At 74.2% G+C, this 23,966-nt stretch carries 21 protein-coding genes and 2 pseudogenes; 12 read left to right on the forward strand and 11 right to left on the reverse strand.

Going from position 1 to position 23,966, the window contains the following annotated elements; all coding sequences use genetic code 11:
• Positions 1-52: 52 nt before the first annotated feature.
• Genes IEZ27_RS03305 through IEZ27_RS03315 form a run of 3 tightly spaced genes read right to left on the reverse strand, consistent with a single transcriptional unit; the run spans position 53 to position 3,023 of the window.
• The gene (locus tag IEZ27_RS03305) at positions 53-862 is read right to left on the reverse strand and encodes a carbohydrate ABC transporter permease (protein ID WP_189645798.1); all 810 of its coding nucleotides are present in this window, start codon (positions 860-862) and stop codon (positions 53-55) included.
• Positions 859-1,710 carry a carbohydrate ABC transporter permease gene (locus IEZ27_RS03310; RefSeq protein ID WP_221762679.1) on the reverse strand — a complete coding sequence of 284 codons (852 nt, stop codon included), beginning with the start codon at positions 1,708-1,710 and terminating at the stop codon, positions 859-861. Before IEZ27_RS03310 ends, IEZ27_RS03305 begins: the two co-directional genes overlap by 4 nt.
• Positions 1,707-3,023, reverse strand: coding sequence for an ABC transporter substrate-binding protein (locus IEZ27_RS03315; RefSeq protein WP_229823162.1), 1,317 nt, complete (start codon positions 3,021-3,023; stop codon positions 1,707-1,709). The genes IEZ27_RS03310 and IEZ27_RS03315 overlap by 4 nt, the downstream gene beginning before the upstream one ends.
• Before the next feature lie 200 nt (positions 3,024-3,223).
• On the opposite strand from IEZ27_RS03315, the pseudogene IEZ27_RS53600 reads away from it, so the two are divergent.
• A pseudogene (locus IEZ27_RS53600) lies at positions 3,224-3,547 on the forward strand (SDR family NAD(P)-dependent oxidoreductase); the annotation flags it as partial.
• A 272-nt stretch (positions 3,548-3,819) separates the two neighbouring features.
• Here the strand turns inward: IEZ27_RS53600 and IEZ27_RS03325 are convergent.
• A complete protein-coding gene (locus IEZ27_RS03325) occupies positions 3,820-4,863 on the reverse strand; it encodes a saccharopine dehydrogenase family protein (protein ID WP_189645800.1) in 1,044 nt (347 codons plus the stop codon).
• A gap of 98 nt (positions 4,864-4,961) precedes the next feature.
• Here IEZ27_RS03325 and IEZ27_RS03330 point away from each other — a divergent pair, with 98 nt between their 5' ends.
• The 5 genes and pseudogenes from IEZ27_RS03330 (at position 4,962) to IEZ27_RS03350 (ending at position 12,434) form a co-directional block, all read left to right on the forward strand.
• A complete protein-coding gene (locus IEZ27_RS03330) occupies positions 4,962-5,909 on the forward strand; it encodes a helix-turn-helix domain-containing protein (protein WP_229823163.1) in 948 nt (315 codons plus the stop codon).
• 52 nt (positions 5,910-5,961) lie between these two features.
• The gene (locus IEZ27_RS03335; protein WP_189645802.1) at positions 5,962-6,495 is read left to right on the forward strand and encodes a PadR family transcriptional regulator; all 534 of its coding nucleotides are present in this window, start codon (positions 5,962-5,964) and stop codon (positions 6,493-6,495) included.
• Positions 6,492-7,218: pseudogene (locus tag IEZ27_RS03340) on the forward strand (ABC transporter ATP-binding protein). The gene IEZ27_RS03335 and the pseudogene IEZ27_RS03340 overlap by 4 nt, the downstream one beginning before the upstream one ends.
• Positions 7,219-7,223: 5 nt before the next feature.
• Positions 7,224-9,014: an FtsX-like permease family protein gene (locus tag IEZ27_RS03345; protein ID WP_189645803.1), complete on the forward strand. Its 1,791-nt coding sequence runs from the start codon at positions 7,224-7,226 to the stop codon at positions 9,012-9,014.
• 21 nt (positions 9,015-9,035) lie between these two features.
• Positions 9,036-12,434 (forward strand): AfsR/SARP family transcriptional regulator, encoded by a 3,399-nt coding sequence (locus IEZ27_RS03350; RefSeq protein ID WP_189645804.1) that lies wholly within the window; start codon positions 9,036-9,038, stop codon positions 12,432-12,434.
• Here the strand turns inward: IEZ27_RS03350 and IEZ27_RS03355 are convergent.
• The 3 genes from IEZ27_RS03355 to IEZ27_RS03365 form a co-directional block, all read right to left on the reverse strand.
• Positions 12,427-13,689: a serine hydrolase domain-containing protein gene (locus tag IEZ27_RS03355; RefSeq protein ID WP_189645805.1), complete on the reverse strand. Its 1,263-nt coding sequence runs from the start codon at positions 13,687-13,689 to the stop codon at positions 12,427-12,429. The two genes, IEZ27_RS03350 and IEZ27_RS03355, sit on opposite strands and share 8 nt — an antisense overlap.
• 81 nt (positions 13,690-13,770) lie before the next feature.
• Positions 13,771-15,195: an MDR family MFS transporter gene (locus tag IEZ27_RS03360; protein ID WP_189645806.1), complete on the reverse strand. Its 1,425-nt coding sequence runs from the start codon at positions 15,193-15,195 to the stop codon at positions 13,771-13,773.
• A 5-nt stretch (positions 15,196-15,200) separates the two neighbouring features.
• Positions 15,201-16,145 carry an NAD(P)/FAD-dependent oxidoreductase gene (locus tag IEZ27_RS03365; RefSeq protein ID WP_189645807.1) on the reverse strand — a complete coding sequence of 315 codons (945 nt, stop codon included), beginning with the start codon at positions 16,143-16,145 and terminating at the stop codon, positions 15,201-15,203.
• Positions 16,146-16,219: 74 nt separating this feature from the next.
• On the opposite strand from IEZ27_RS03365, the gene IEZ27_RS03370 reads away from it, so the two are divergent.
• From IEZ27_RS03370 to IEZ27_RS03385, 4 genes are all read left to right on the forward strand, one after another.
• Entirely contained in the window at positions 16,220-16,624 is a 405-nt protein-coding gene (locus tag IEZ27_RS03370; protein WP_189645808.1) for a MerR family transcriptional regulator, read from the forward strand.
• Positions 16,625-16,705: 81 nt separating this feature from the next.
• Entirely contained in the window at positions 16,706-17,050 is a 345-nt protein-coding gene (locus IEZ27_RS03375; protein WP_189645809.1) for a VOC family protein, read from the forward strand.
• 38 nt (positions 17,051-17,088) lie between these two features.
• Positions 17,089-17,967 carry a helix-turn-helix domain-containing protein gene (locus IEZ27_RS03380; protein WP_189645810.1) on the forward strand — a complete coding sequence of 293 codons (879 nt, stop codon included), beginning with the start codon at positions 17,089-17,091 and terminating at the stop codon, positions 17,965-17,967.
• 60 nt (positions 17,968-18,027) lie between these two features.
• Positions 18,028-18,453 (forward strand): SRPBCC family protein, encoded by a 426-nt coding sequence (locus tag IEZ27_RS03385; RefSeq protein WP_189645811.1) that lies wholly within the window; start codon positions 18,028-18,030, stop codon positions 18,451-18,453.
• A 22-nt stretch (positions 18,454-18,475) separates the two neighbouring features.
• Here IEZ27_RS03385 and IEZ27_RS03390 read toward each other — a convergent pair whose 3' ends face one another.
• Entirely contained in the window at positions 18,476-18,700 is a 225-nt protein-coding gene (locus IEZ27_RS03390) for a hypothetical protein (RefSeq protein WP_189645812.1), read from the reverse strand.
• 95 nt (positions 18,701-18,795) lie between these two features.
• On the opposite strand from IEZ27_RS03390, the gene IEZ27_RS03395 reads away from it, so the two are divergent.
• A complete protein-coding gene (locus IEZ27_RS03395; protein WP_229823164.1) occupies positions 18,796-18,951 on the forward strand; it encodes a hypothetical protein in 156 nt (51 codons plus the stop codon).
• An 18-nt stretch (positions 18,952-18,969) separates the two neighbouring features.
• Here IEZ27_RS03395 and IEZ27_RS03400 read toward each other — a convergent pair whose 3' ends face one another.
• Positions 18,970-19,581 (reverse strand): TetR family transcriptional regulator, encoded by a 612-nt coding sequence (locus IEZ27_RS03400; RefSeq protein WP_189645813.1) that lies wholly within the window; start codon positions 19,579-19,581, stop codon positions 18,970-18,972.
• A gap of 55 nt (positions 19,582-19,636) precedes the next feature.
• Between IEZ27_RS03400 and IEZ27_RS03405 the strand changes: the two genes are divergently transcribed.
• The gene (locus IEZ27_RS03405) at positions 19,637-19,978 is read left to right on the forward strand and encodes a cupin domain-containing protein (protein WP_189645814.1); all 342 of its coding nucleotides are present in this window, start codon (positions 19,637-19,639) and stop codon (positions 19,976-19,978) included.
• Between the two features lie 27 nt (positions 19,979-20,005).
• Here IEZ27_RS03405 and IEZ27_RS03410 read toward each other — a convergent pair whose 3' ends face one another.
• On the reverse strand, positions 20,006-23,425 hold the full coding sequence (locus IEZ27_RS03410) for a hypothetical protein (protein ID WP_189645815.1): 3,420 nt from the start codon (positions 23,423-23,425) through the stop codon (positions 20,006-20,008).
• A gap of 104 nt (positions 23,426-23,529) precedes the next feature.
• On the reverse strand, positions 23,530-23,946 hold the full coding sequence (locus tag IEZ27_RS03415; RefSeq protein WP_229823166.1) for a VOC family protein: 417 nt from the start codon (positions 23,944-23,946) through the stop codon (positions 23,530-23,532).
• Positions 23,947-23,966: the final 20 nt, after the last annotated feature.

A 23,966-nucleotide genomic window follows, 5' to 3' on the forward strand; every position in this document is an offset into this window, starting at 1 on the left:
GCTCGGGTACGGGCCACTCCGGCCGGCCGCGGTCAGGGACGCGGCCGGCGGCTCATCCCTTCACCGCTCCGCCGAGCAGCCCGGAGACGAACTGCTTCTGGAAGACGAAGAAGATCAGCATGAGCGGGAGCGTGGCGAGCAGCGCGCCCAGCATCAGCCCGGAGTAGTCGACGCGGGTCAGCCCGGTGAGGTGGCTGAGCGCGACCGGCAACACGTACTTCTCCTCGCTGGTGAGCATGAGCAGGGGCCAGATGAAGGAGTTCCACTGGCTCATGAAGGTGAAGATGACCAGCGCGCCGAGCTGCGGCCGTACGACGGGAAGCACGATCCGGTAGAAGATGCGCAGGTCGCCCGCGCCGTCGAGGCGTCCGCTCTCGATGAGCTGGTCGGGGAAGTCGAGGAAGGCCTGACGCATGAGGAAGATGCCGAAGGAGTTCGCCAGGAACGGGATGATGATCGACTCGTAGGAGTCGACCCAGCCGATGCTGGCCATCATCTGGAACAGCGGCACCAGCAGCACCTGGAACGGGATCATCATGGTCGCCAGGATCACCGCGAGCAGCAGGCCGCGCCCGCGGAACCGGTACTTGGCCAGGCCGTACCCGCCCATGGCGCTGACCAGCACGGACAGCGCCGTGTAGACGACGGCCGTGCCGAGACTGTTGAGCACCACGCGGGAGAAGCCGATCGTCTCCTCCAGCGACTTCAGGTTCGCCAGCAGGTCGTCGCCGGGCAGGAACGGCGGCGGGCTGCGGAACAACTCCGTCGTGTCGTGCGTGGAGGCGACGAACATCCAGTAGAACGGCGCGATGCTGATCACGGCGCCGACTGCCATCAAGAGCCAGAGCAGCAGGCGTTTCATGCCTTCTCCTTCCCGAACCACTTGAACTGGGCGTAGGAGAGCACCCCGATGAGCAGCACCACCACCCAGGCCATCGCGGCGGCGTAACCGAAGTCGAACTGCTTGAAGCCGACCTGGTAGAGCAGCAGGATCGGGGACGTGGTCGCGTCGTCGGGGCCGCCGTCGGTGAGCAGCTTGTTCTCGTCGAACAGTTGCAGCGTGCCGATCGTCGAGGTGATCGAGCAGAACAGGATCACCGGCTTGAGCTGCGGCACGATCACGCTGACGAACGTGCGCAGCGGCCCGGCCCCGTCGATCGCGGACGCCTCGTACTGCTCCTTGCCGATCGCCTGCAACCCGGCCAGCAGGATGATCATGTTGTAGCCGGTCCACCGCCAGGTGATGGACCCGATCAGCGCCACCCGCGCCCAGAGGGGGTCGTCCAGCCAGGCGATCTCGACGCCGAGCAACTGGTTGACCATGCCGCCGTCGGTACGCAGCAGCACCCGGAACACCACCGCGTACGCGACCAGCGTCGTCACGGCGGGCAGGAAGTACGCGATCCGCAACGTGGAACGGAACCGCAACCACGACTGGTTGAGCACGAACGCCAGGGCCAGCGCCAGCCCGATCATGATCGGCACCTGGATGACCAGGATCAGCCCGACGTTGATCAGGGACTGCAGGAACCTGTCGTCGTGCAGCAACCGCTGGTAGTTGTCCAGGCCCGCCCATTCGGTGACGCCGTCCTCGGTGCGTTGCAGGCTCTGCCAGAGGCTGGCGCCGAGCGGGTAGGCGAAGAAGAGCGCCAGCAGCGCAGCGGCGGGCCCCGCGAAAACCCAGGGGACCAGACGGCGCCGAACGATCACGCGATCTCCCGCTTCGTCGCGGACGCGAGCTGCTCGGCCGCCTCGTCGAGCACGGCCTTGGGGTCCTTCCCGCCCACCACGGCCCGCTGGAGCAGCTTCTTCAGCAGCTCGCTGGCCTCGGCGTCGTCATCGGTCGACTCCACGGCCGGGATGTCGCGCACCTGGTCGGCGAAGATCTTGTTGACCGGCTGCCCGCCGAAGTACTCGACCGGCTCGGAGAAGTACGGGTCGGCCAGCGCGGGCAGGTACGCGGGGAACAGCGACTCCTGCTTCATCATCGACAACTGGCTGTCCTTGTTCGCCGTGACGAACTCGACGAACGCCCACGCCGCCTGCTGGTTTTTGGTCTGGCCCGTGACCGCCAGCATCGAACCCCCGTTGGCCGAGGTACGGACCCCACCCGCCTCGAACGCGGGCAGCGGGATCACCCCGAACTTGCCCTTGAGCTCGGGCATCTCCGACGTCAGCGTGCCCGTCCACCAGACCGCGGTCGGGGCGACGGCGGCCTTGCCCTCCTTGGTCGCGGTGACCCGGCCGTCCCAGCCCTTCTCGTTCTGCAGCAGGCCCTTCTCGTTCAGGGTCTTGATCAACGTCAGCGCCTTGACCGCGGCGGGCGTGTTGACCGCGATCTTGCCGTCCACGAACATGCCCTGCTTCTGCTGCTGCAACAGCGTGGTGAAGAACGGCGCGCTGTTGCCCAGGTCGGAGACCATCAGCTTCTTGCCGGTCTTCGCCTTCAGCGTCTCGCCGGCCTTGACCAGGTCGTCCCAGGTCTGGATGTCGTCGGCCTTGATCCCGGCCTGCTCGAAGTAGTCACGCCGGTAGAACAGCCCGACCGGCGCGGAGTCCCACGGCATCGCGAACAGCTTGCCGCCCTCGCCGGAGGCGGTCCGCCACTTGGCCGGGTCGAAGTCCGCCTTGAGCTTGCCGGCGACCGGGACGAGGTCGGCCAGGCCGTTGGGGAAGTTCTTGGCGTAGCCGGCGACCCGCTCGTCCTCCAGGTGCACGACGTCGGGCAGGCCCGTACCCGACTGGAGGCCGACCGTGACCTTCTCGTAGATGTTGTCGTAGCCGACGTCGGTCACGTCGATCTTCACCTTCGGGTGGAGCTTGGTGAACTCGGGCGCGAGCCGCTTCAGCGCCGTGGCGCCGACGTCGAACGACCACACCTTGACCTCGCCGGACAGCTCGGCGGGGGTGGACGCGGCGATCGCGGGGGCAGGGCGCTGGCCCGCGCCCGTGCCGCCGGTGGCACACCCGGCAGCGAGAAGTCCGGTGGCGAGCAGCCCGGCCGCGATTCTGTGGATCTTCACGGTGACCTCTTGGATCTGTAGCATGTCACACTCTGAATACTGAGTGCTGAGTAAAGTACGCTGAATACGCGCGGTGCACCAGAGGTGAATGTGGAACAACCCTCCGGATCTCCGTCCGGCGAGAGTCCGGTCGCGGGTTGTGCGCCGCTCCCCCGGTGGCGATGATCAGTCATTCGCGCCGTGGAGAGAGGGGAGCCCGCATGGGGAACGTGCTGCTGACAGGGGCCACAGGAGGTATCGGAACAGCGCTGGTCAGCGCTCTGGAGGCGGCCGGGCACCGGGTGATCGCCGTGGGCCGCGGCGTCGGGCGGCTGGCCGTGCCCGGGATCGAGGCCGACCTCGCCGACCCCTTGTCCCTGGCCGCCGCCGTGGGAGAGCTGACGGACGTACGGGCGGTGGTGCACTGCGCCGGGATCTCGCCAGTCGAGGCCGTCGCCGAGTCCGGCCCCGACACCTGGCGGCGCACGATGGCGGTGAACGTGGCCTCCGCCGCCGAGCTGGTACGGCTCGCGCTGCCCGCGTTGCGGCGCGCCAAGGGGCACGTGATCTTCGTCAACGCCTCCCCCGGGCTGACCGGGGTCGCCCGCGGCCACGGCGACCGACCTGCTGGGCGAGGTCAGGAACGCCTTCGGGCGGCCGTACGACCCGCAGGCGTGCATCCGGCCGGAGTCGCTGGCCGCGATGGTCGTCTGGGCGCTGGCCGCGCCGGCCGACTCCTACGCCTGCGAGCTGTCCGTGCTGCCGTCGCCACGCTGAATCCGCCGCCTGACCGGGTGAGCCCGGCCCCGGCTGCGGGTCAGTGCTCGCCGGTGGTGCCGAACTCGACCTCGATGTGGGGTGACAGCGCCCGCAGGAAGTCCGGCGCGTCGAAGATCCTCCCCGCCGAGGCGACCCCGGCGGCCCTGGTCCGGCCGGTCAGGACGCGCCGCACGGCCTCCACGGCGAGCGGCGCGCTGACGGCGTAGATGTCCCGGCCCCGGGCCACCGCCCGGCGTTCTCCGGCGCCCGAACGCACGACGACGTCCACCACGAACGACTGCGCCGACCGCCCGTGCTCGTCGGCCGCGACCGGGGCCGGCGTGTCGGGCCTGGCGATGTCCCTGGCCGCCTCGACCGTCATGTACGTACGCACCTCGGGGATCGCCAGGTGGCTCGGGACGGTCACGATGTCGGCCATGGAGAACTCCGCGATGACGTCGCGGGCCCCCGTCGGCTCGGGGAAGAACCACTTCTCGGCCGGCGCCTCGTCGTCGCGGTACTCCAGCCGGCCGCCGGAGTGGCGGACGCGCCGGCCCTCGCGCCGTTCCCGGGAGACCCGGCCGGCGGCGCGGGTGCCGTTCGTGGGGTGCCAGCTGTCCAGGCCGTAGGCGATGTGGGCCTGGTCGGCCTCGGTCCAGTCGCCCATCGCCGCCGTGACCAGCAGGTCGCCGAGCCCGCCGTAGAAGGCCATCGCGGGCACGACCACGGTCCCCGCGGCCTCGGCGCGGGCGGCGTACAGCTCGAAGGTGTCGAGGTTGGCCTCGATCTCGGCGGCGACGTCCACGTAGGGGATGCCGGCGCGCAGGGCCGCCTCGATCACGGGACCGGCCGTGACGGCGAAGGGCCCGGCGCAGTTGATCACCGCGCCGGCCCCGTCCAGCGCGCGGTCCAGCGCGGCCGGATCGTCCACCGACGCATGCCTGGCCTCCACCCCGGGGTACGACTCCGCCAGCGCCCGCAGCGCCTCGGGGTCCCGGCCCACCAGGACGGGCACCAGTCCGCGCCGCGATGCCTCCGCCACCACGAAGCGGCCCGTGTGCCCGTACGCGCCGTAGACCGCCACCGTGGAACCCGTCGTCATGGTCTTTCTCCTGTCCGAATCAGTCACCCGGACATCGTGGCAACCAGCCCGATCCCGGCGCGAGCGTCCGGAACGACACGATGCGTACAATTCCGGACGTGAGCACAGTCGCTGTCGCCGTGGCCGACGGGATCCTGCACTTCGAACTGGCGCTGGCCTGCGAACTGCTCGGCTCGCCCCCGCCGGTCCCCGTGGACGGCTGGTACGAGGTCGTCATCTGCGGCGCGGGTCCCGTCCGGGCCGACGGGCGTTTCCTGCTCGAACCCGACGCCGGGCTCGACCGGCTCGTACGGGCCGACACCGTGATCGTCCCGGGCTGGGCCGAGGTCGACGTGGACCCGCCGGCGGACCTCGTCCAGGCGGTGCGGGCGGCGTACGAGGCCGGGGCGCGGGTGGCCTCGCTCTGCACGGGCGCCTTCGTCCTGGCCGCCGCCGGCCTGCTGGACGGGCGGCGCGCCACCACCCACTGGGCCCACACCGCGACGCTGGCCGCCCGCCATCCCCGCGTCGACGTCGATCCGGACGTGCTCTACGTGGACGAGGGCCGCGTGCTCACCGCCGCGGGCAAGGCCGCCGCCCTGGACCTGTGCCTGCACCTGGTCCGCCGCGACCACGGCTCGGCGGTGGCCAACGCGGTCGCGCGCCGCCTGGTCGTCGCGCCGCACCGGCCCGGCGGCCAGGCCCAGTTCGTCGCCACCCCGGTGCCGGAGCCGCGCGGCCACCCCCTCAGCGACCTGCTGGCCTGGACGGGCCGCCACCTGGACCAGTCGCTGACGGTCGAGGACCTGGCCCGCCGGGCGAACATGAGCTCCCGACACCTCGGCCGCCACTTCAGGTCCATGACGGGCACCACCTCGCTGCAATGGCTGCTGACCCAGCGCATCCGCCGCGCCCAGGAACTGCTGGAGACCACCGACGACAGCGTGGACGTCATCGCCGAGGCCACCGGCATGGGCACCGCGGCCACGCTGCGCCGGCACTTCAACCGCACCGTCGGCGTGCCGCCCGACGCCTACCGCCGCACCTTCCGCGCCCGCCGCCTTTGACACCCCGTACGGCTAACCGCTATCTATTGGCTAACCGTTAGGGGGTGGTGGCGTGCAGGACGCGGTGCTGGCGATGCTCGCCAAGGAGCCGGCGCACGGCTACCACCTGCGCGCCCGGCTGCGGCAGAGCCTCGGGCCGCTGGGCGAGTCGATGAACCCCGGCCAGATCTACGTGACCCTGACCCGGCTGGAGAAGGCCGGGCTCGTGGTCTGCGAACGCGCCGACGGCCTGCCCGAACGGCCGGAACGCAAGGTCTACGCGCTGACGCCGGCCGGTCAGCGTCGGGTCGCGGCCTGGCTGGCCGAGGTGGGCTGGCCGAAACCGGACCTGGCGGAGTTCCATCTCAAGCTCGTCGCCGCTGCGGCGGCCCGGCTCGCCGACCCGGTCGAGCTGGTGGCGGCGCAGCGCCGCGAGCTGATGCGCCGCCTGGGCGAGGCGCAGCGGGCGGCGCTGGCCGAACCGGCGGCATCGGGCGCCGGCCTGCTGCTGGAAGGCGTCGTACTGCGGTTGCAGGCGGACCTGCGCTGGCTGGACGCGTGCGAGCGGGCCTGGTCCGAGGCCGACGACGAAGTTGGGGACGCATGAACGTGTTACGGGCCCACGGCCTGGTGAAGACGCACGGCCAGGGGCAGAGCCGGGTCCGCGCGGTGGACGAGGTCGACCTGGAGGTGCCCGAAGGGCAGACCCTGGCGGTGATGGGCCCGAGCGGCTGCGGCAAGTCCACGCTGCTGCACCTGCTGAGCGGCCTGGAGCGGCCGACCGGCGGAGAGGTGTGGCTGGCCGGGCGGCGCATCGACACGCTGAGCGAGCGGGCCCTGGCCCGGCTGCGGCGCCGGTCCGTGGGGTTCGTCTTCCAGGCGTTCCACCTGGTGGGAGCTGTCGGCGGCCGAGAACGTCGAGCTGCCCGTACTGCTGGCCGGGCGTTCGCCGCGCGAGGCCAGGCGGCGCGCGGGCCTGCTGCTGGAACGGGTCGGGCTCGACGCGCGTGCCCGGCACCTGCCCTCGCAACTGTCGGGCGGGCAGCGGCAGCGGGTCGCCATCGCCCGCGCCCTCGCCAACGACCCGCTGGTCGTGCTGGCCGACGAGCCGACCGGCAACCTCGACTCCGCCGCGACGCTCGACGTGCTGCGGCTCTTCGAGGGCCTGCGGTCCGCGGGACAGACCCTCGTGATCGTCACGCACGACGAACGGGTCGCGGCCACCGCCGACCGGCTGGTCTCGATGCGCGACGGGATGTTCGTCGACGACACCCGGCTGGCCGGCTCCTCCACGGGCGGGCTCGGCGGGCTGATCGGGCTGGAGGGCTGACCGGCATGGGCTCCGTCGTGCTCGTCGTACGCCTGGTGCTGGCCGACGTGCGCCGGCACCGGGTCCAGGCCGCGATGCTGCTGCTCGCGGTCGCCGTGGCCACCGCCACGATGGCCCTCGGCCTGTCCCTGCGCGGCGCGAGCGACGCCCTGTACGAGCAGACCCGCGCGGCCACCGCCGGGCCCGACGTGGTGGCGCTCTCCGGTGACACGGGCCGGAGCGTGACCTCGGCGCTGGCCGCGCTGGCGAAGGCCCCCGAGGTGACCGCCCACCACGGCCCCTACCGCATCGTCTACGCCGACCTCACCACCCGCGAGGCCACGTCCTCCCCCGTCGTCGTGCACGGCTTCGCCGAGACGCCCGGCACGGTCAACCGGCCGCTGCTGACCTCGGGCCGTTGGGTGCGTCCCGGCGGCGCCGTCCTCGAACGCGGCTTCGCCACCGCGCTGGGCGTCGGGGTCGGCGACCGGGTCACCATCGCGGGCCGGTCGTACCCCGTGGTCGGGATCGCCGTCACCGCGGCCACCTCCATCTACCCCTGGGCGGCGCAGATCGGGCCGGGCGGCGGCCCCACCGACTACACCGGCCTGGCCTGGATGACCCGGTCGGACGCCCGGACACTGGCCGCGTCCCGGGATCTGCCGGTGAGCCTGGCCATCGACCTCAAGCTGCGTGACCCCGCCGCCGTCACGGCCTTCCGCGACGCCCACCGGGACTCCGGCGCGCGGATCAACTTCCACTCCTGGCAGTTCATGGCCCAGCAGGACACCGTCATCCTGCGGTCCAGCCGGCCGATCCTGGTCGTCGGCAGCTGGTTGCTCGGCTTCCTGGCCGTCACCGGGGTGGCCGCGCTGGCCGCGGGCCGCGCCGCCGAGCAGACGCGCCGGGCCGGGCTGCTCAAGGCCGTCGGCGCGACGCCGGGGCTGATCGCCACCGTCCTGCTCACCGAGTACCTGGCGCTGGCGCTGGCCGGTGACGCCCTGGGGCTGGCGATCGCCCGCCTGGCCGGGCCCGCCGCCGCCAGTCCCACCGCCAGCCGGATCGGCGACGCCGTCGTGCTGACCGGCGCGACCGTCGCCGCGGCGACCGTGCTCGCCGTGGCGGTGGCGGTGCTGTCCACGCTGCGTCCGACGTTGCGGGCCCTGCGTACGGCGACCGTCACGGCGCTGTCCGTCACCGCCCACCAGCCCCGTCACCGTCCCCGGCTCACCGCGCTGTCGGCGCTGCTGCCCACGTCGTTCCTGCTCGGGCTGCGGCTGACCGCCCGCCGGCCGGGACGGGCCGTGCTCCAGGCGTGCGCCACCGCGACCACGGTGATCGCGATCGTCGCCCTGCTGGCCCTGTACGCCCAGCCGGAGAGGGGCTACGGCCTGGACGGCTCCGCCGCCCTGCCCAACCTGCGGGGCGAGCACGACCGCCGGTTGATGCTCGCCGTCGCCCTCCTGCTGGTCGCGCTCGCCGTCGTGAACACCGTCACCTTCACCTGGACCACCGCCATGGAGGCGCGGGCGAACATGGCCGTCGCCCGTACGCTCGGGGCCACCCCGGGGCAGGTCACCGCCGGGCTGGCCGCGGCCCAGTTGCTTCCGGCGCTGCCGGGCGCGCTCGCCGGCGTTCCCCTGGGCGTCGTGTTGTGCTCGGTCCTCAGTCCCGGGAGGGTGGTCATGCCTGCGTCGTCCTGGCTGTTCGGGGCGGCACTGGCGATCCTGCCGGCGACGGCGGCGTTCACCGCCGTGCCCGCGCGCCTGGCGGCCCGGCGTCCGGTGGCGGCCGCCCTCGGCGCCGAGACGGCCTGATCGCGTGCCAGACTCCTGGCCATGGCGGAGGTGACCGGGGCGGGCGGGCGGGTGCGCGTGGGCGTGCTCGGTCCGGTGACGCTGGACACCGCCGCCGGTCCGGCGGGGGTCGGGGGCGTACGGCTGCGGGTGTTGCTGGCCCGGCTGGCGCTGGACGCCGGGCGGGCCGTACGGCCCGAGACCCTGGCCGAGGCGTTGTGGGGCGGGGAGCCGCCGGAGGCGCCCCTGCACGCGCTGCAGTCGCTGGTGTCGCGGCTGCGGCGCGTCCTCGGGGATCCCGGGCTGCTCGTCTCGGGGCCCGCCGGGTATCGGCTGGTGGTCGAGCCGGACGCGGTCGACGCCGTCCGGTTCGAGCGGCTGGCCCGGGAGGGGCGGCGTTCGTCCGCGCGGTCCCGGCCCGCCGAGGCGGCCGCGGTCCTGCGCGCGGCGCTGGGCCTGTGGCGCGGGCCGGCGCTGGCCGACGTACGCGCCGCGCCGTTCGCCGCCGCCGAGGCCGAACGGCTCGAACGGGCCCGCCTGTCCGCCCTGGAGGACCGCATCGAGGCCGACCTCGCCGTGGCGACTCTCGTACCGGGGGCGGACCCCGCACCGGGAACGGACCTGGCGGTAGGGGCCGACCTGGCAATGGGTACGGACCTGGCGGCAGGAACGGGCCTGGCGGTGGCGACGGGGCTCGACCTGGTCGGTGAGCTGGAGGCGCTGGCCGCCGCGCACCCGCTGCGCGAGCGCCTGCACGCCCAGCTCATCCGGGCCCTGGCCATGAGCGGCCGCGGCGCCGAGGCGCTGGCCGCCTACGAGCGTGTTCGCGCCCTGCTGGCCGACGACTTCGGCAGCGACCCCGGCCCCCACCTCCAGGAGGCCCACCTGGCGGTCCTGCGCGGCGCCCCACCCCGCCCCCGGACGGCGGACGCGGGCGCGGCTCGGCCAGGACCCTCGCGAGCGGACGGCGGCGCGGCTCCGCCAGGGCCCCGGCGGGCGGGCGGTGGCGCAGGGACGGTTCGTGAGCCGTTCCCGTCCCGGCGGGCGCACGGGAACCTGGACGTTCCGCTCACCAGCTTCGTGGGCCGGGACGGCGACGTGCGGCGCGTGGCCGGACTGCTCGAACGGGTCCGGCTGGTCACGCTGGTCGGCCCCGGAGGATCGGGCAAGACCCGGCTGGCCAACACGGTCGGCCGGCGGCTCGCACCGTCCGGCGGGGTGTGGTTCGTCCCGCTGGCCGCGGCCGGCGCGGACGACGTGCCCCGCGTGCTGCTCGACCTGCTGCGCTCCCGCGAGGAAGGCGCGCCGGCACGCCCGGTCACCCCGGAGGCGGTGCTGCACCACCTGGCCGAGACGATCGCGGACGACGACCTGGTCCTCGTGCTGGACAACTGCGAGCACGTGATCGACGCCGCCGCGAGCCTGTCCGGGGCTCTGCTGGGCCGCTGCCCGAAGTTGCGGGTGCTGGCCACCAGCCGCGAACCCCTGCGGATCGACGGCGAGACCCTGCACCCGGTGCTCCCGCTGGACCTGCCCGAACCGGGTTCGACGTCGGAACGGGCACGGGTCAGCGCGGCGGTCCGGCTGTTCCACGACCGCGCCGCCGCCGTACGGCCCGGCTTCGTCCTGGAAGGCGGCGCGCTGACCGCGGTCGCCGAGATCTGCCGCCGCCTGGACGGCCTGCCGCTGGCGATCGAGCTGGCCGCCGCCCGGCTGCGCACCCTGCCGGTCGAGGCGGTCGCGGCCCGGCTGGACGACCGGTTCCGGCTGCTCACCGGCGGCAGCCGTACGGCGCTGCCGCGCCACCGCACCCTGGCCGCCGCCGTCGCCTGGAGCTGGGACCTGCTCGACCCCGGCGAACGCGCCCTGCTGGAACGGCTGTCGGTCGTCCGCGGCAGCTTCACCGAGGACGCCGCGGCGGCGATCGGCGGGACCGGCGACGCGCCGGAGCTGCTGGCGGCGCTGGTGGACAAGTCCCTGCTGCACCCGGCCGAGTCCGCCGACCCGGCCGAGCCGCGCTACCGCCTGCTGGAGACCATCCGCGTGTACGGCCTTGAGCGGCTGGCCGGGCGCGACGAGGTCGCCGGTACGCGGGACCGGCACGCCCGGTTCTTCCTGAAGCTGGCCGAGGACGCCGATCCGGGCCTGCGCACGTCCGGTCAGCTCGGCCCGCTGGCCCGCCTGTCCGCCGAGCGGGACAACCTGTCGGCCGCGATCCGCTGGGCGGCCGAGTCCGGGGACGCCGCTCTGGCGGTCCGGTTCGGGGTCGCGCTGTGCTGGTTCTGGTTCCTGAAGGACTTCCCGCCGGACTCGCTCGACCTGCTCGGCCGGATGCTCCAGGTACGCGGACCGGCCGAGCCGCGGGCCCGCGCGCTGGTCGCCGCCGCCCACGCGCTGGCCACCACCGAGGCGGCCGGGCCGGAGGAGGCGGAGGCGGCCTTCGGCCGGATCAGGACGGCGCTGGCCGGCCTCGCCCCCGGCACGCATCCCATCGCCACGATGGCCCGGCTGGCGCTCGGCATCGTGTCCGAGGGCGATCGGGCCGTACCGGAGGAGGGGCACGATCCGTGGAGCCGGTCGCTGTCCCTGCTGGTCACGGGCGTGCTGGCGATGAACACCGGCCACGCCGCCGAGGCGAGGGACGTGTTGTCCCGCGCGCTGACCGGCTTCGAGGAGCTCGGCGAGCGGTGGGGCGTGGCGATCACGCTGAGCGCGCTCGGCTCGGCGCTGATCCGCTCCGGCGAGCCGGCCGGCGCGCCCGCCCTGTCCGAACGCGCCACCGGCTACTTCCGCGAGCTCGGCATGCCCGAGCACACCATGGAGAACGAGGTGGCCGCCGCGCTGCACCGGGCCGAGTCCGGCGACGTGGACGGCGGGCGGCGGCACCTGTCCGGCCTGCTCGACCAGGCCGAGCGGACCGGGTCGGCGGAATCGTGCACGCAGGTGCGCCTGGGCCTCGCCCGCCTGGAATGGACGGCCGGGCGAACGGAAGCGGCCCGCGCGCACGCCCTGGCCGGCCTCGCCGGGGCGCCGCCCGGCCGATCCACCACGCCGCCCCTGACGGCGTTGCTGCTCGGCGTGCTCGCGCAGTCGGACCTCGCGGAGGGTTTCCCCGACCGGGCGGCCCGCCGGCTCGACCACCCGGCGGTGCGCCTGACGCTGACCTGGCACACGCCGGTCGCCGCCGCGACCGCGGTCGTGGCCGCCGCGATCGAGCTGGGCCGCGACCGGCCCGAGCGGGCGGGGCGGCTGCTCGGGGCCGCCACCGTGCTGGGCGGCTGGGCCGGACCCGGCGAGACCGACGCGCGGCGGCTCACCCGGCGGGCCGAGGCCGTCCTGGGCGCCGCCGGGTTCGCGGCCGAGCACGCGGCGGGCGCGGCGATGTCGCGGTCCGGGGCCGAGGGCCTGGTGTCCGCGGTCATCACCGCGCCGGTCAGCTAGCGCCCGGTACGGGTTTGCCGAACATCGCGCAGGTCACGGCCGTCTGGAGCGCCTGGGCGGCCTTGGCGAGCTTGGGGTCGGCCTCGAACTCGGCCCAGAACTCCGCCGAGACGAGGACGGCCGCCGTACGGCCGCCGGTGCGGTCGGTGAGGCCGGTGGTCAGGTAGCCGGGCATGCCGCCGTCGTGTCCCCAGAACGTGCCGCACGGGTGGGCGGCGGTCTGGATGCCCAGGCCGTAGCCGGGGCCGTCCGGGTGTCGCGCGTCCATGGGGACGGTGGTGCGCAACTGGGCGAGCTGGGCGGCGGGCAGCAGCTTGCCGGACATCAGCGCGGCCTGGAAGCGGGCCCAGTCCCGCGTGGTGGACACCACCGCCCCGGCCGGGCCGCCCCACCCGGGGTCGTGGCCGGAGACATCGACGTGACCGTCGTGGCGTGGCCCGGCGAAGCGCCGGAACGCGGCGGGCACCGCGGGCGGCATGTGGGCGGCGTCCGGCTCGTAGCCGCGGGCGTACGGGCCGCGCCAGGCGCGACCGGTGGCGTAGTAGGTGTGGTCGAGGCCGAGCGGCCGGGCGATCCGGTCCCTGACCAGGTCGGCCAGGCTCGCGCCGGTGACCCGTTCCAGGACGGCGCCGATGGCGGCGTAGCCGGTGTTGCTGTAGGCCCATCGTGTGCCCGGCGCGAACAGCGGCTTGTGCTTCACCCCCACGGCGAGCAGCTTCTCCGGGGTCCACCGCCGGCGGTCCGTGCCCAGCATCGAGGGGCGGATCGCGGGGTCGCCGGTGTAGTCGTACAGGCCGCTGGTGTGGTTCAGCAGCATGCGCAGGGTGATCGAGGCGCCGCCCGGCACCTTGCCCGGCAGCCACTTGTCCACCGGGTCGGTCAGGGCGAGCCTGCCCTCGGCGGCCAGTCCCAGCACGAGCACGGCCATCATGGTCTTGGTGCTGGACCCCATCCGGAACTCGTCCCCTGCCTTGAGCACGTGGTCCCGTCTGGTCCAGGCGGCCTGCTCGGCGATCTCGACGGGCCGGCCGCGGCCGTCGTCGACCCGTACGAGCACGCCGGGCGCCCCGGCCGCCACCACCTCCCGGGCCAGTTGCCGCAGCCGGGCCTGCGTCTCGTTCCCGGCGGGCGCGGCCACGGCGCCCGCCGGGAACGCGGCGGCCAGGGCCAGGCCCACGGCCGGCACCGCGGCCACGAGCACGCGCGGCCACCGGGGCCGCACCGCACGGCGGGACGAGACATCACAACGGGACATGAACCGGTTCCTCCGGAAGTCGGGTGACGCGAACGCCCCCACCCTCCGGCCTCCCGCTCACAAACCGCACACAGCCCGCTGTCAGCCCTCCGCCGGGGTCCGGCGCGGCAGCAGGACCGTCAGCACCACCAGGACGGCGGCCGCCGGAACGCCCCAGAACAGGACGTCCGGGATGGCGGCCGCGGTCGCCGCCGGACCCGGGCCGCGGTCCTGGAGCTCGCGGGTGAGCAGGACGCCGAAGACCGCCACGCCGAGCGACAGCCCGAGCCCCCGGACGGACACCGTGGCCGAGGTGGTGGCGGCCAGGTCCGCGGGCGGCGCGGCGTTCTGGGCGACGACCACCAGGTTCTGCATCAGCAGCCCGAACCCGGCCCCCAGCACCGCGAGTTCCAGGGCCAGCACGGCGTACGGCGTGCCGGGCGTGATCCGGCTCAGCAGCGCGAACCCCAGCACCACGACCGCCGCCCCGGCGATCAGGTACGGCCTGAACCGCCCGCTCGCGCCGATGCGGGCGCCGGCCAGCGAGGAGACCGCCATGAACGTCAGCACGTACGGGTTGAGCGCCAGTCCCGCCTGGGTGGCCCCCATGCCGTACGCGGCCTGGAGGTAGGTGGGCAGGTAGACGATCGAGCCGCCGAGCAGCGCGCCGAGCAGCGCCGTGGCGGGCAGCGCGACCCGCAGGGCACGGCCGGCGAACAGCCGCGGCGGCAGCAGCGGGTTGGCCGCCCTGCGTTCCCACCACACGAACAGGGCCGCCAGCAGGACCGTCGCGCCGATCAGCGCAAGGATCACCCCGGACGTCCAGGCGTACATGCGGCCGCCCCATTCGGCCACCAGCAGCAGGCTCACCATCGTGCCGGCGAGCAGCGCGGCGCCGGCCAGGTCGACCCCACCGCGCCCGCCCTGCCTGGGCAGCCGCAGCGCGTACGCGGTGAGAGCCATGGCGAGCAGGCCGAGCGGCAGGTTGACGTAGAAGATCCAGCGCCAGCCCCAGGCGTCGGTGACGGCGCCGCCGGCCAGCGGGCCGCCCACGCTGGCCAGGGCGAAGACGCCGCCGGTGAAGCCCTGGACCCGGCTGCGCAGGCGCTGCGGGTACAGCTCCGACAACGTGATCGTGGGCAACACGAACAGCGCTCCGGCGCCGGCGCCCTGGAGGGTCCGGGCGGCGATGAGCTGGGGGACCGTCTGGGCCAGGCCGCACAGCGCCGATCCGGCGACGAACACCGCGACCGCCGTGACGAACACGGGACGCCGGCCGAACCGGTCGCTGACGCGGCCGTACAGCGCGCCGGTGGCGGTCGAGGCCAGCACGTAGGAGGTGACGATCCACCCGATCGCGTCCATGCCGCCCAGGTCGGCGGCGATGTCGGGCAGCGCGATGGCCACCACCGTCTGGTCCAGGACCGACAGCAACATGCCGACGAGCAGGCCGGCCGTGGCGAGCGCCACCTTGCCACCGCCCTCGGCCGGGTCGGCGGGCGCGGACTGGGTGAGGGATGCGGACACCGCCGTCAGCCCTTCGCCCGCGCGAGCGGGTCGGGCAGGCCGAAGTCGGCGGACAGCAGTTCCTGGTCGATGACCGCGGCGGCGACGGCGCCGCTGGCCGCCGCGGCGACGACAGCCGCCAACGGCATGGGCACACTGGCCCGGTGGGCCATGTCGCCGGCCGCGTACACGCCGGGCACGCTGGTCCTGCCGAACTCGTCCACCTCCACGCAGCCGTCGGCGAACGTGTCGCAGCCGAGGCGTCCGGCCAGGTCGGAACGCTGGCGTGGCACGTTGACGACGAACACCGCGTCCCGCGCGAGGGGCGGACCGGCCTCGAACACGATCTGCTCCAGCCGACCGTCCGCGCCCTCCAGGCGGGCGACGGCCTCGCAGCGTACGGCGACGCCGTTGGCCTCCAGCAGATCCCGTGTCCCCTGGTCGAGCGGCCGGCCGTCGGCGCAGAGGACGACGTGGGCGGCGAACCGGCTGAGCTGGAGCGCCAGCCGTACGCGGGCGGGTTCCGTGCCGAGCACGGCGACCTGCCTGCCGGTGCACTCGTAACCGTGGCAGTAGGGGCAGTGGAAGGCGGAACGGCCCCACAGCGCCTCCACCCCGCGCGGGCCGGGCAGCTCGTCGGCCAGGCCGGTGGCCAGCAGGAGCCGCCGCGCGTCCGCCGTGCCTCCGCCGGACAGGGCGAGGCGGAAGACGCCGTCGTCCAGGGTGCGGACGCCGGTGACGGCGCCCGTCGTGATCCGCACCGACGGATACGCGGCCAGCTCCCGGCGGCCGAGCTCGCGCAGCTCGGCGGGAGGCGTTCCGTCCCTGGTGAGGAAGTTGTGCACGTTGTCGGCGGGGGCGTTGCGCCCCTCCCCCGCGTCGATCAGCGACACCTGCCGGTGGACCCGGCCGAGTGTCAGCGCGGCGGCCATGCCGGCCGGTCCCCCGCCGACGATGACGACGTCGAACATTGTCCTTGCCTCCGAATCAGCTTGACGTGGTGGCAAGTCTGCAAGTTAATGTCAACATGAAGTCAAGTGCCGACATGCGCATCGGGGAGCTCGCCGACCGGTTCGGCCTCGCCCCGCACGTCCTGCGCCACTGGGAGGCCATGGGCCTGCTGGCCCCCGCCGCCAGGGTCAACGGCCGCCGCCGCTACACCCGCGACCACGTCGTCCGCGTCCTGACGATCATCCGCGCCAAGGCCGGGGGCATGAGCCTGGAGCAGATCCGCGAGATCCTCACCGTCTCCGGCCAGGCCGAGCGCCGGGCGCTGCTGCGGCGGCACCACGCCGAGCTGGAACGCCGGTTGCGGGAGATCGCCGCCTCCAAGACGCTCATCGAGCACGTGATGCAGTGCGCGGCCGACGACTTCACCCAGTGCCCCGACTACCGGCGGATCGCCGAGACGGCCGCCGGGCCCCTCCTCGACGACGAGTGCGTGATCTGAACCGGGCCCGGCCCGCGCGCCGATGAGTTCCGGCCACGGGTGAGGTCTTCCTCCAGAACCGATGGCGAAGGAGTGATTCCGGTGGATCTGTACAGCGTCGTGTGCGTGCGCGACCGGGCGCCGTCGCAGAAGTGGTACGAGGTGTTCTTCGGCCGCCCGGCGGACGAGATCGTCGGCGAGGAGTACCTGTGGCAGGTCGGCGAGAACGCGTGGGTCGTCATCGACGACCGGCACATGCGGGCCGCGCGGGTGGGCGGGACCATGATCACGTTCGGGGTGTCCGGTCTCGACGAGATCCTGGCCCGGCTGGCCGCGTACGGCGTCGAGCACGAGCCGGTGGAGACGTACGGCAACGGGGTGCGCCACGTGGAGGTCCTCGACCCCGACGGCAACAGCCTCTCGCTCGCCGAGCCGCCCGCGCGGTGAGCCGGTCCCGCGACGCCGCCGCCCGCTAGGGTCGGAATGTGTTCGACTCCGCCGACTTCGACCTGGCGCCCTACGCCGGCCTCGACACCTCGGCCTTTGTGCGGCACACGTACAACAGCTGGGACGACGCCGGTTGGCGGTCACTGCTGGTCCAGGGTTTCCGGCACGCGCCCGAGGCCGAGCACTTCCCGCTGCCCGCCGTGGCCGACCTGCATCTCGTCCTCTGCGTGGCGGGCAACGCCGACCTGCGGATACGTACCGGCGGCCGGCCCGTACGGCGGCGCTGGGTCCCGGGGCACCTGGAGCTCATGGTCCCGGGCCGCGCCGGGTCGATCGGCTACCGGGCGGCGGCGGGGCTGAGCACCGTCCAGGTGCACGTCCCGGCGCGGGCCGTCCGCGAGGCCGCCGCGGCGCTGGGCGGTCGCGAGCCCGACCTGGAGGCGCGGGCCGCCGCCCTGAGGGCCGGGGACCCGGTCGTCGAACAGCTCGTGCGCGCGCTGCCGGGCCGCGGCGCCGCCGGCGACCTGTACGCGGAGTCCGCCGCGGCCTTCCTGGTGACCCACCTGCTGACCCAGGGCGGGGAGGACCGCCTGCCCGGCCCCGAGCACGCCGCCGTCCGCGCGGGCGTGGCCATCATGACCGAGCGCCTGGCCGAGCCGCTGACGCTGGCCGCCGTCGCCGCCGAGGTGCACCTGAGCGTGTACCACTTCGTCCGGGTCTTCCGGGAGGGCACCGGTCAGACGCCTCACCGCTACCTCACCCGGCTGCGGATCGAGCGGGCGCGGCGGCTGCTGTCCGCCACCTCGCTCAGCGTCGAGCAGATCGCGCGGCGGTGCGGATTCGCCGGTCCGGGCGCGTTGTCGTCGGCCTTCCTGCGCGAGACCGGCGTACGGCCGTCGGCGTACCGCAAGAACTGACCGATCCCCGGCAATCGCGCGCATGGCCGCCATACGGCGCCGGTGCCTACGTTGGGGCCCATGCCGAACTCCTTCGCCGTGACCGCGCGCTCGCAGGCCGATCCCGACGCCGTGTTCGCGGCCCTCACGCACGCCGCCACCTGGCCGTCCTGGTCGCCGATCGACTCCGCCGACGTCGAGGACGGCGACCCCGGGCGGCAACAGCGGGTCGGCGACACCAGGATCTTCCGCACCGGTCGCAACGTCTCCAGGGAGCGCATCGTCGAGCTCGTCCCCGGCCGCAGGTTCGTCTACGACAACCTGGGCGGCCCGTTCCGCTCCTACCGGGGGACGGTCGAGCTCGCCCCTGCCGCCGGGGGCGGCACCGACATCACCTGGTCGGCCACCTTCGAGCCGAAGCTGCCGCTGTCGGGCGGTTTCTGGCGCTGGTACCTGACCCGTTTCATGCGCGGCATGGCCGACGGCCTCGCCGTGTACGCCGGATGACCCTCGTTCCTTCCGCGTCCGGTCAGTGGGCGAGGCTGATGGACGTGGGGGTGCTCCAGGGACCGCAGTCCGAGCCGAAGGCCGCCCGGTCGCAGCCCTGGACGATGAAGGCGAACTTGTTGACCTCGTGGCCGTTGGTCGTGGTGCCGACGCCGCCCTGTACGTAGGGGGCCATCACGTACTGGCCGCTCCACGGGGTCAGCCTGGCCTTCCGGACCTGGGTGCCGTCGCCGAGGTGTCGGTGCACCGCTCTGGTGCACCCACCCTCGTACGACCTCCATCGGGTCCTCGGCCGACTGCAGGGCGGCCGTCATCCTCGACCGCGTCGCCCCCATCCTGGCCGTGGTCCGCGACGCGGCGGCCGGCGACGCCGACATCACCGTCGGGCTGCTGTCACCCGACCTGTTCCTGGTGATGACCCGCGAATGCGGCTGGCCCCCCGCGCAGTGGGAGGACTGGAGCGCCGACCAGCTCTCCCACGCCCTGCTGCCGTCCTGACCGGGGCGGACGGCGCCGCTACGGCCGGGCCGCTCCGGCGGCCTGCCGGTCGAGGGCGGCGGTGAGCAGGGCCGTCGCCGACCCGCGCATGGTGTCGGCCGCCTCCTCGCGGGTGAGCCCGGCGACGTCCACCAGCCAGACCAGCGACTCGATGCCGGTCGCCGACCGGATGGCCACGGCCAGCCGGTGGACGTCGAGGCCGGGGTGGGTGTCGCGGAGCGGGGTCAGCGCGTCCTCGATCCAGCCGATCGCGCGCCCGCCGCGCAGCGGTTGCCGGCCGGATCCGGGCTGGAGGGACAGGCGCAGCGAGGCCCGCAGTTGCGGTTCCCAGTCGAGGGTGAGCCGGGTGAAGGCGGTCATGACCAGGTCGAGCCGGGCGGCGGGATCGGCGGGCGGAGCCGGGGGCAGCAGCGAGCTCCGCTCGATCTCGGGGTGGGCGGCGGCCAGCAGGGCGTGCTGGTTGGGGAAGTAGCGGTAGGCGGTGGTGCGGGAGATGCCCGCCGCGGCGGCGGCGTCCTCGACGGCGGGGTCGGCGCCGTCGGCCAGCAGGCGGCGGGCGGCCTCCACCAGGGCCTGGCGGGTGCGGGCCTTCTGCTGACGGCGGCCGGTCAGCTCATATGGTACTGACATGCCCATCATGGTACCGTCGTCCCATGTAGGCCGAGTCGCCTTTGTGAGGTGGTCCATGAGCGCCGATCCCGTGGTGACCAACCCGGAGCTGTACACCGTGGTCTTCGAGAACGATCGGGTCCGGGTGCTGCGCTACCGGGACCAGCCGGGCGACGCGACCAGCCCGCACGGCCATCCGGACAGCGTGATGGTGACGCTGTCGTCCTTCAGCCGCCGCCTCACCGCCGGCGGGCGGCAGGTCGAGCTCGCCCTGGAGGCGGGGCAGGCACGCTGGGTCGGCGCGCAGGAGCACGCCGGTCAGAACATCGGCGACACCGAGAGCCACGCGATCTTCGTCGAGCTCAAGGAGGCGCCGAGCGGCGTCCGGGACGGGACGCCGCTCGGCCCGGACCGGTGAACCGGTCGTGCCGCCGGGGCCCTCGGGCTAGTCGGTGAGCGGCTCGGGGCGGCTCTCGGAGGGGGCGTAGGAGACGGCGCCGAGGTAGTGGGCCTCGACCGTGGCCGCGTCCCGGCCCAGCGGGTTGCGGAGGTCGCCGCCGAAGGTGCCGTCCGGGCGCACCTCCATGGTGGTGGTGCAGAACTGGCCGGGGTCGCGGCCGCGTACCACGACGAGGACGAGCCCCTCCGGGACGGGGTCGCCGTGCGGGATCAGGCGGACGTCGCCCGACACGGCGGTCCTGCCGGCGTGCTCGACGACGACCGCGGTGGCGCGCCCGGCGTCCACACGTAAGGTGACGCCGCCGGTGAGCGTACGCGCGCCGCAGTCGGCCGGGAACGGGCGGGCCGCCCAGCCCGCCACGCTGACCAGGTTCGGCACCCGCCACAACTCCTCCAGGGCCTCCTGGCCGCCGACGGTCGCCAGCTCGGGGAACCCGGCCAGCGCCTCGTCGTGCACCTCCACCGCACGGCTGGACCCGGCCTCCACCCGCAGCCACTGGTGCTCCAGGAAGACCCGATGGTACGGATGCCGCTGCCGCACCACGGCGTGCACCAGCGTGGCGGCGTCGAACGGGTTGGCCAGCCGCACCCGCGTCCCGACCCGCGAGGACGGCGAGGAGGTGGCCGAGACGAACCTGGTGTAGTTCGAGCGGGCCTCGTTGTTGAAGATGTCGGTCTCCACGATCGAGGGCAGGACCGGGTCCTGGTAGAGCCTGAGCCGCACCACGACGCAGTAGTGCCGGTCCTCGCCGGGCGGCGGCACCCACATGGTGCTGAACTCCACCACGCCGCCGCCCGGAGGCACGTCGTGCCGGTCGTTGCCCAGCCACGTCATCGGCCCCTCGCCCGTGGAGCAGTCGAGGACGTAGAAGTCGCAGGTCACGTTCTTGGCGAGGATGTCGCCGTGGTTGCGGACCTTGGCCACGATGGTGTTCAGGTTGCCCGGCCACGGCGTGTCGGCCCAGCGGTCGGGATCCTCCGCGGTCTTGGCGTTGCGTACCTCGATGTCCGGGCTCTTCCACTCCGGCGGGCCGTTCCAGGTGCGCAGGCCGGGGTCGGGGCGGCCGTCGGAGCCGTACTCGACGCGGACCACGGCGTGGTCGGCGGCGGTGGAGACGACCGTCACGCGCAGGTTCATCTGGGTGCCGGGGTCGGTGTCCTCGAAGTCGGCCGACACGTCCAGGACCGGGCCGTCGCCGTCGGCGTCGGTGTGCACGAGGAGGACGGGCGGGCGGACGACGGGCGCGGCGAAGGTGTCGGAGACGACGTCGGTGACGAGGACCCGCCGGTCCTTCGGCAGGGTGTCGCCGCCCTGGCCCTGCTGGTGGGCCCGGTACTCGACGTAGTAGTTCCAGCCGTCGGCGAGCCGGATCTCGATCGTGCGCACCCGTCCGGGAGGTGGGGGGCCCAGCTCGGCGGCGTGCAGGGTGACGAGGTCGTTCACGCCGCCGGCGCCCTTGAAGTCGTAGAGCCTGACCTCGCCGGGGTCGAGCCAGCCCATGCGCATCCGGTTGGAGATCGAGTAGTGCGGCAGCGTGTTGCGGCTGCCGGCCATCAGGTCCCAGCCGCCGGTGATCCGGCCCGCGATGTCGGGGGTGTAGCCGGGGAAGGCGTACAGGTCGGGCAGGCCCAGCGTGTGGCCCAGCTCGTGGGAGAGCGTGGCGTGCACCCGCCGCCCGTCGTGCACGTCGAAGTCCGGCGGCACGAACGCGTACCCGAACCAGCGGGTGTCGGTGAGCAGGTTCGTGCCGGCCAGGAAAGGCAGCGCGTCGTGCGCGTGCGGCCAGACGAACCGCGCGGGCGGCCCGCCGGTGGCGTCCGGCGAGAACGGCACGATGAGCAGCACGTCGATCGCCGCGAAGTCGGCGGCCGTCATGACGCCGTCGCTGATCGCCCGGGTCACGATGGTCTGCACGGTGCCGCCGTTGGACGTCCAGCGGGAGTCGGTGACCATGCCCTGGGCGTCCTTGGCCTGGGCGAAGTACGATTCCCAGCCGCCCGGCAGGGTGAGCGGGCCGAAGACCTGGTGGTTGCGCGCCTGGACGGTCAGGCCCCTGCCGGTCGCCTGGTCGTAGCCGGAGACCTCCTCGTAGTAGTGGCGGGCCGAGCGGGTCGTGCCGTTGTAGGTGACGCCGTCCTGGACCTCGCCGAGCAGGTTCGCGCGCGCGGTGGCCAGGTCGGCGGCCGGGTAGGAGCCGGAGGCGGTGTCGACCATGAGCACGGCGGCGCGCCAGGTGCCGGTGCGCGCGAGCGTGCCGAGGTTCTGCGGCCGTCCCGGGCCGCCGCCCCAGTCGCCGGCGGCGGGGGTGGCGTCGGCGCCGACGTAGCAGCGCGAGGGGCCCGTGTCGTGGTCGTCCCAGTGGTCGGTCACCTCGAACTCGGCGCTGTCCAGGAGTGTTCCGGTGGCGCTCTCGACCAGGTCGACGCGGTGCCTGCCGGGCAGGCCGCCCGCGATCAGCAGCGGCACGGGCTCCTCCCCCGGGCTCGGGGCGGTGTGGGAGACCATGCCGGCGTCCGGGCCCTCGGGGATCTGGAACTCCACGTCGGCGGGGCCGAGGCCCGTACCGGACAGGTCGTGGCGCAGCCGCGTGTAGGAGGCGACGAACAGCGGCGCGGCGGGCGGCGCCAGCCGGGGCGCGGGCGCCAGGTCGGCGAGCGCGTCGGCGACCGCCAGGGCGTCGGAGGTCAGCAGGACGATCCGCCCGTCGCCGAGCCGGTACGCCTCCACCAGCCTCCCGCCCACCGCGGTCGTGGCCACGGTCCGGACGGCGCCGCCCGCCACCGGCACCACCGAGAGCCGCGCGTCGCCGGGATGGGCCAGCAGCGCGGTGGCCTGGTCCGGCGCGAACGTCACCCGCCCGGCCGAGAGCGGGGTCGTGGCCGCCGTACGCGTCAGCCCGCCTCGTACGAACGCCAGCTCTCCTTCGCCGGACGCGGCGGTGCGCGCGGCCCAGACGGCGCCCGGCGTGCACCCCACCCCGGTCAGCCCGCTGACCGGCGCCAGCAGGGTCGGCTCGCCGCCGGTCAGCGGCACGGCCACCGGGCCGTCCGGCGTGGCCACGAGCACGAGGTCCGCCCCGCCGGCCGGTCCCGGCGCCTTGGCGGGGCGTACGGCCACCTGTCCCGCGCCGCCGGGCAGCGTCGCGACCAGGCGCCCGGCGCCCTTCTCCGGGTCGTCGGCGGGGACGGCCAGCAGTGTCCCGTCGGCGAACGCGATCAGCAGCTCGCCCCCGGAGGTGAGGGCCAGCCCGGACGGCTCCCCGGCCGGCCCGGGGACCCTGCCGACCTCCCCCGTGCTCAGGTCCGCCCAGCCCAGCACGCCGGCCTCGGCGAACCAGACCCGCCCTCTGCCGGGGTCGGGTGTGGCGCAGCGGGCGTCGTTCAGCTCGGTGATCGTTGTGATCATGATTGCCCCCCTCGGGCACGTCGAACACCCCGTACGGCTCAGCACGGCCGTCCAACGGGGAGGAACGGCGCTCCGGCCGGTGGTGGCGGCCGGGCGCGGGCGCCTCAGTGAGGCGTGTCGTCCGGCTCTTCGCCGGTGGTGTAGAAGCGGACCTCGTGCCCGTCGGGGTCGTGCAGGCCCGGCAGGACCCAGCCGATGCTCGCCCGGTGCACGCCGGCGTGGACCTCGCCGAGCGCGGTCAGGTGGGCGGCCAGGTCTTCGACGGCCTGCCGGTCCGGGACGCCGATGGCGAAGAAGTCGAACCCGGCCGCGGCCCTGGCCCGTCCGGGATCCAGGCGCAGCGCGAGGCCGGGGCCGCCGGCCGGATGGGTGAGGGCGTAGCCCATCAGGACGCCCTGCTCGACGAACTCGATGGCGATCCGGTAGCCGAAGCGGGAGCCGTACCAGCGCATGGAACGTTCCAGGTCGGTGACGGGGAGCTTGAGGTGGTGCACGCCGTCCAGGCGCGGGATGTCCGACACGACAACCCCCTATTGCAGTC

Source organism: Nonomuraea spiralis (assembly GCF_014648435.1).
GTDB lineage: Bacteria > Actinomycetota > Actinomycetes > Streptosporangiales > Streptosporangiaceae > Nonomuraea > Nonomuraea spiralis.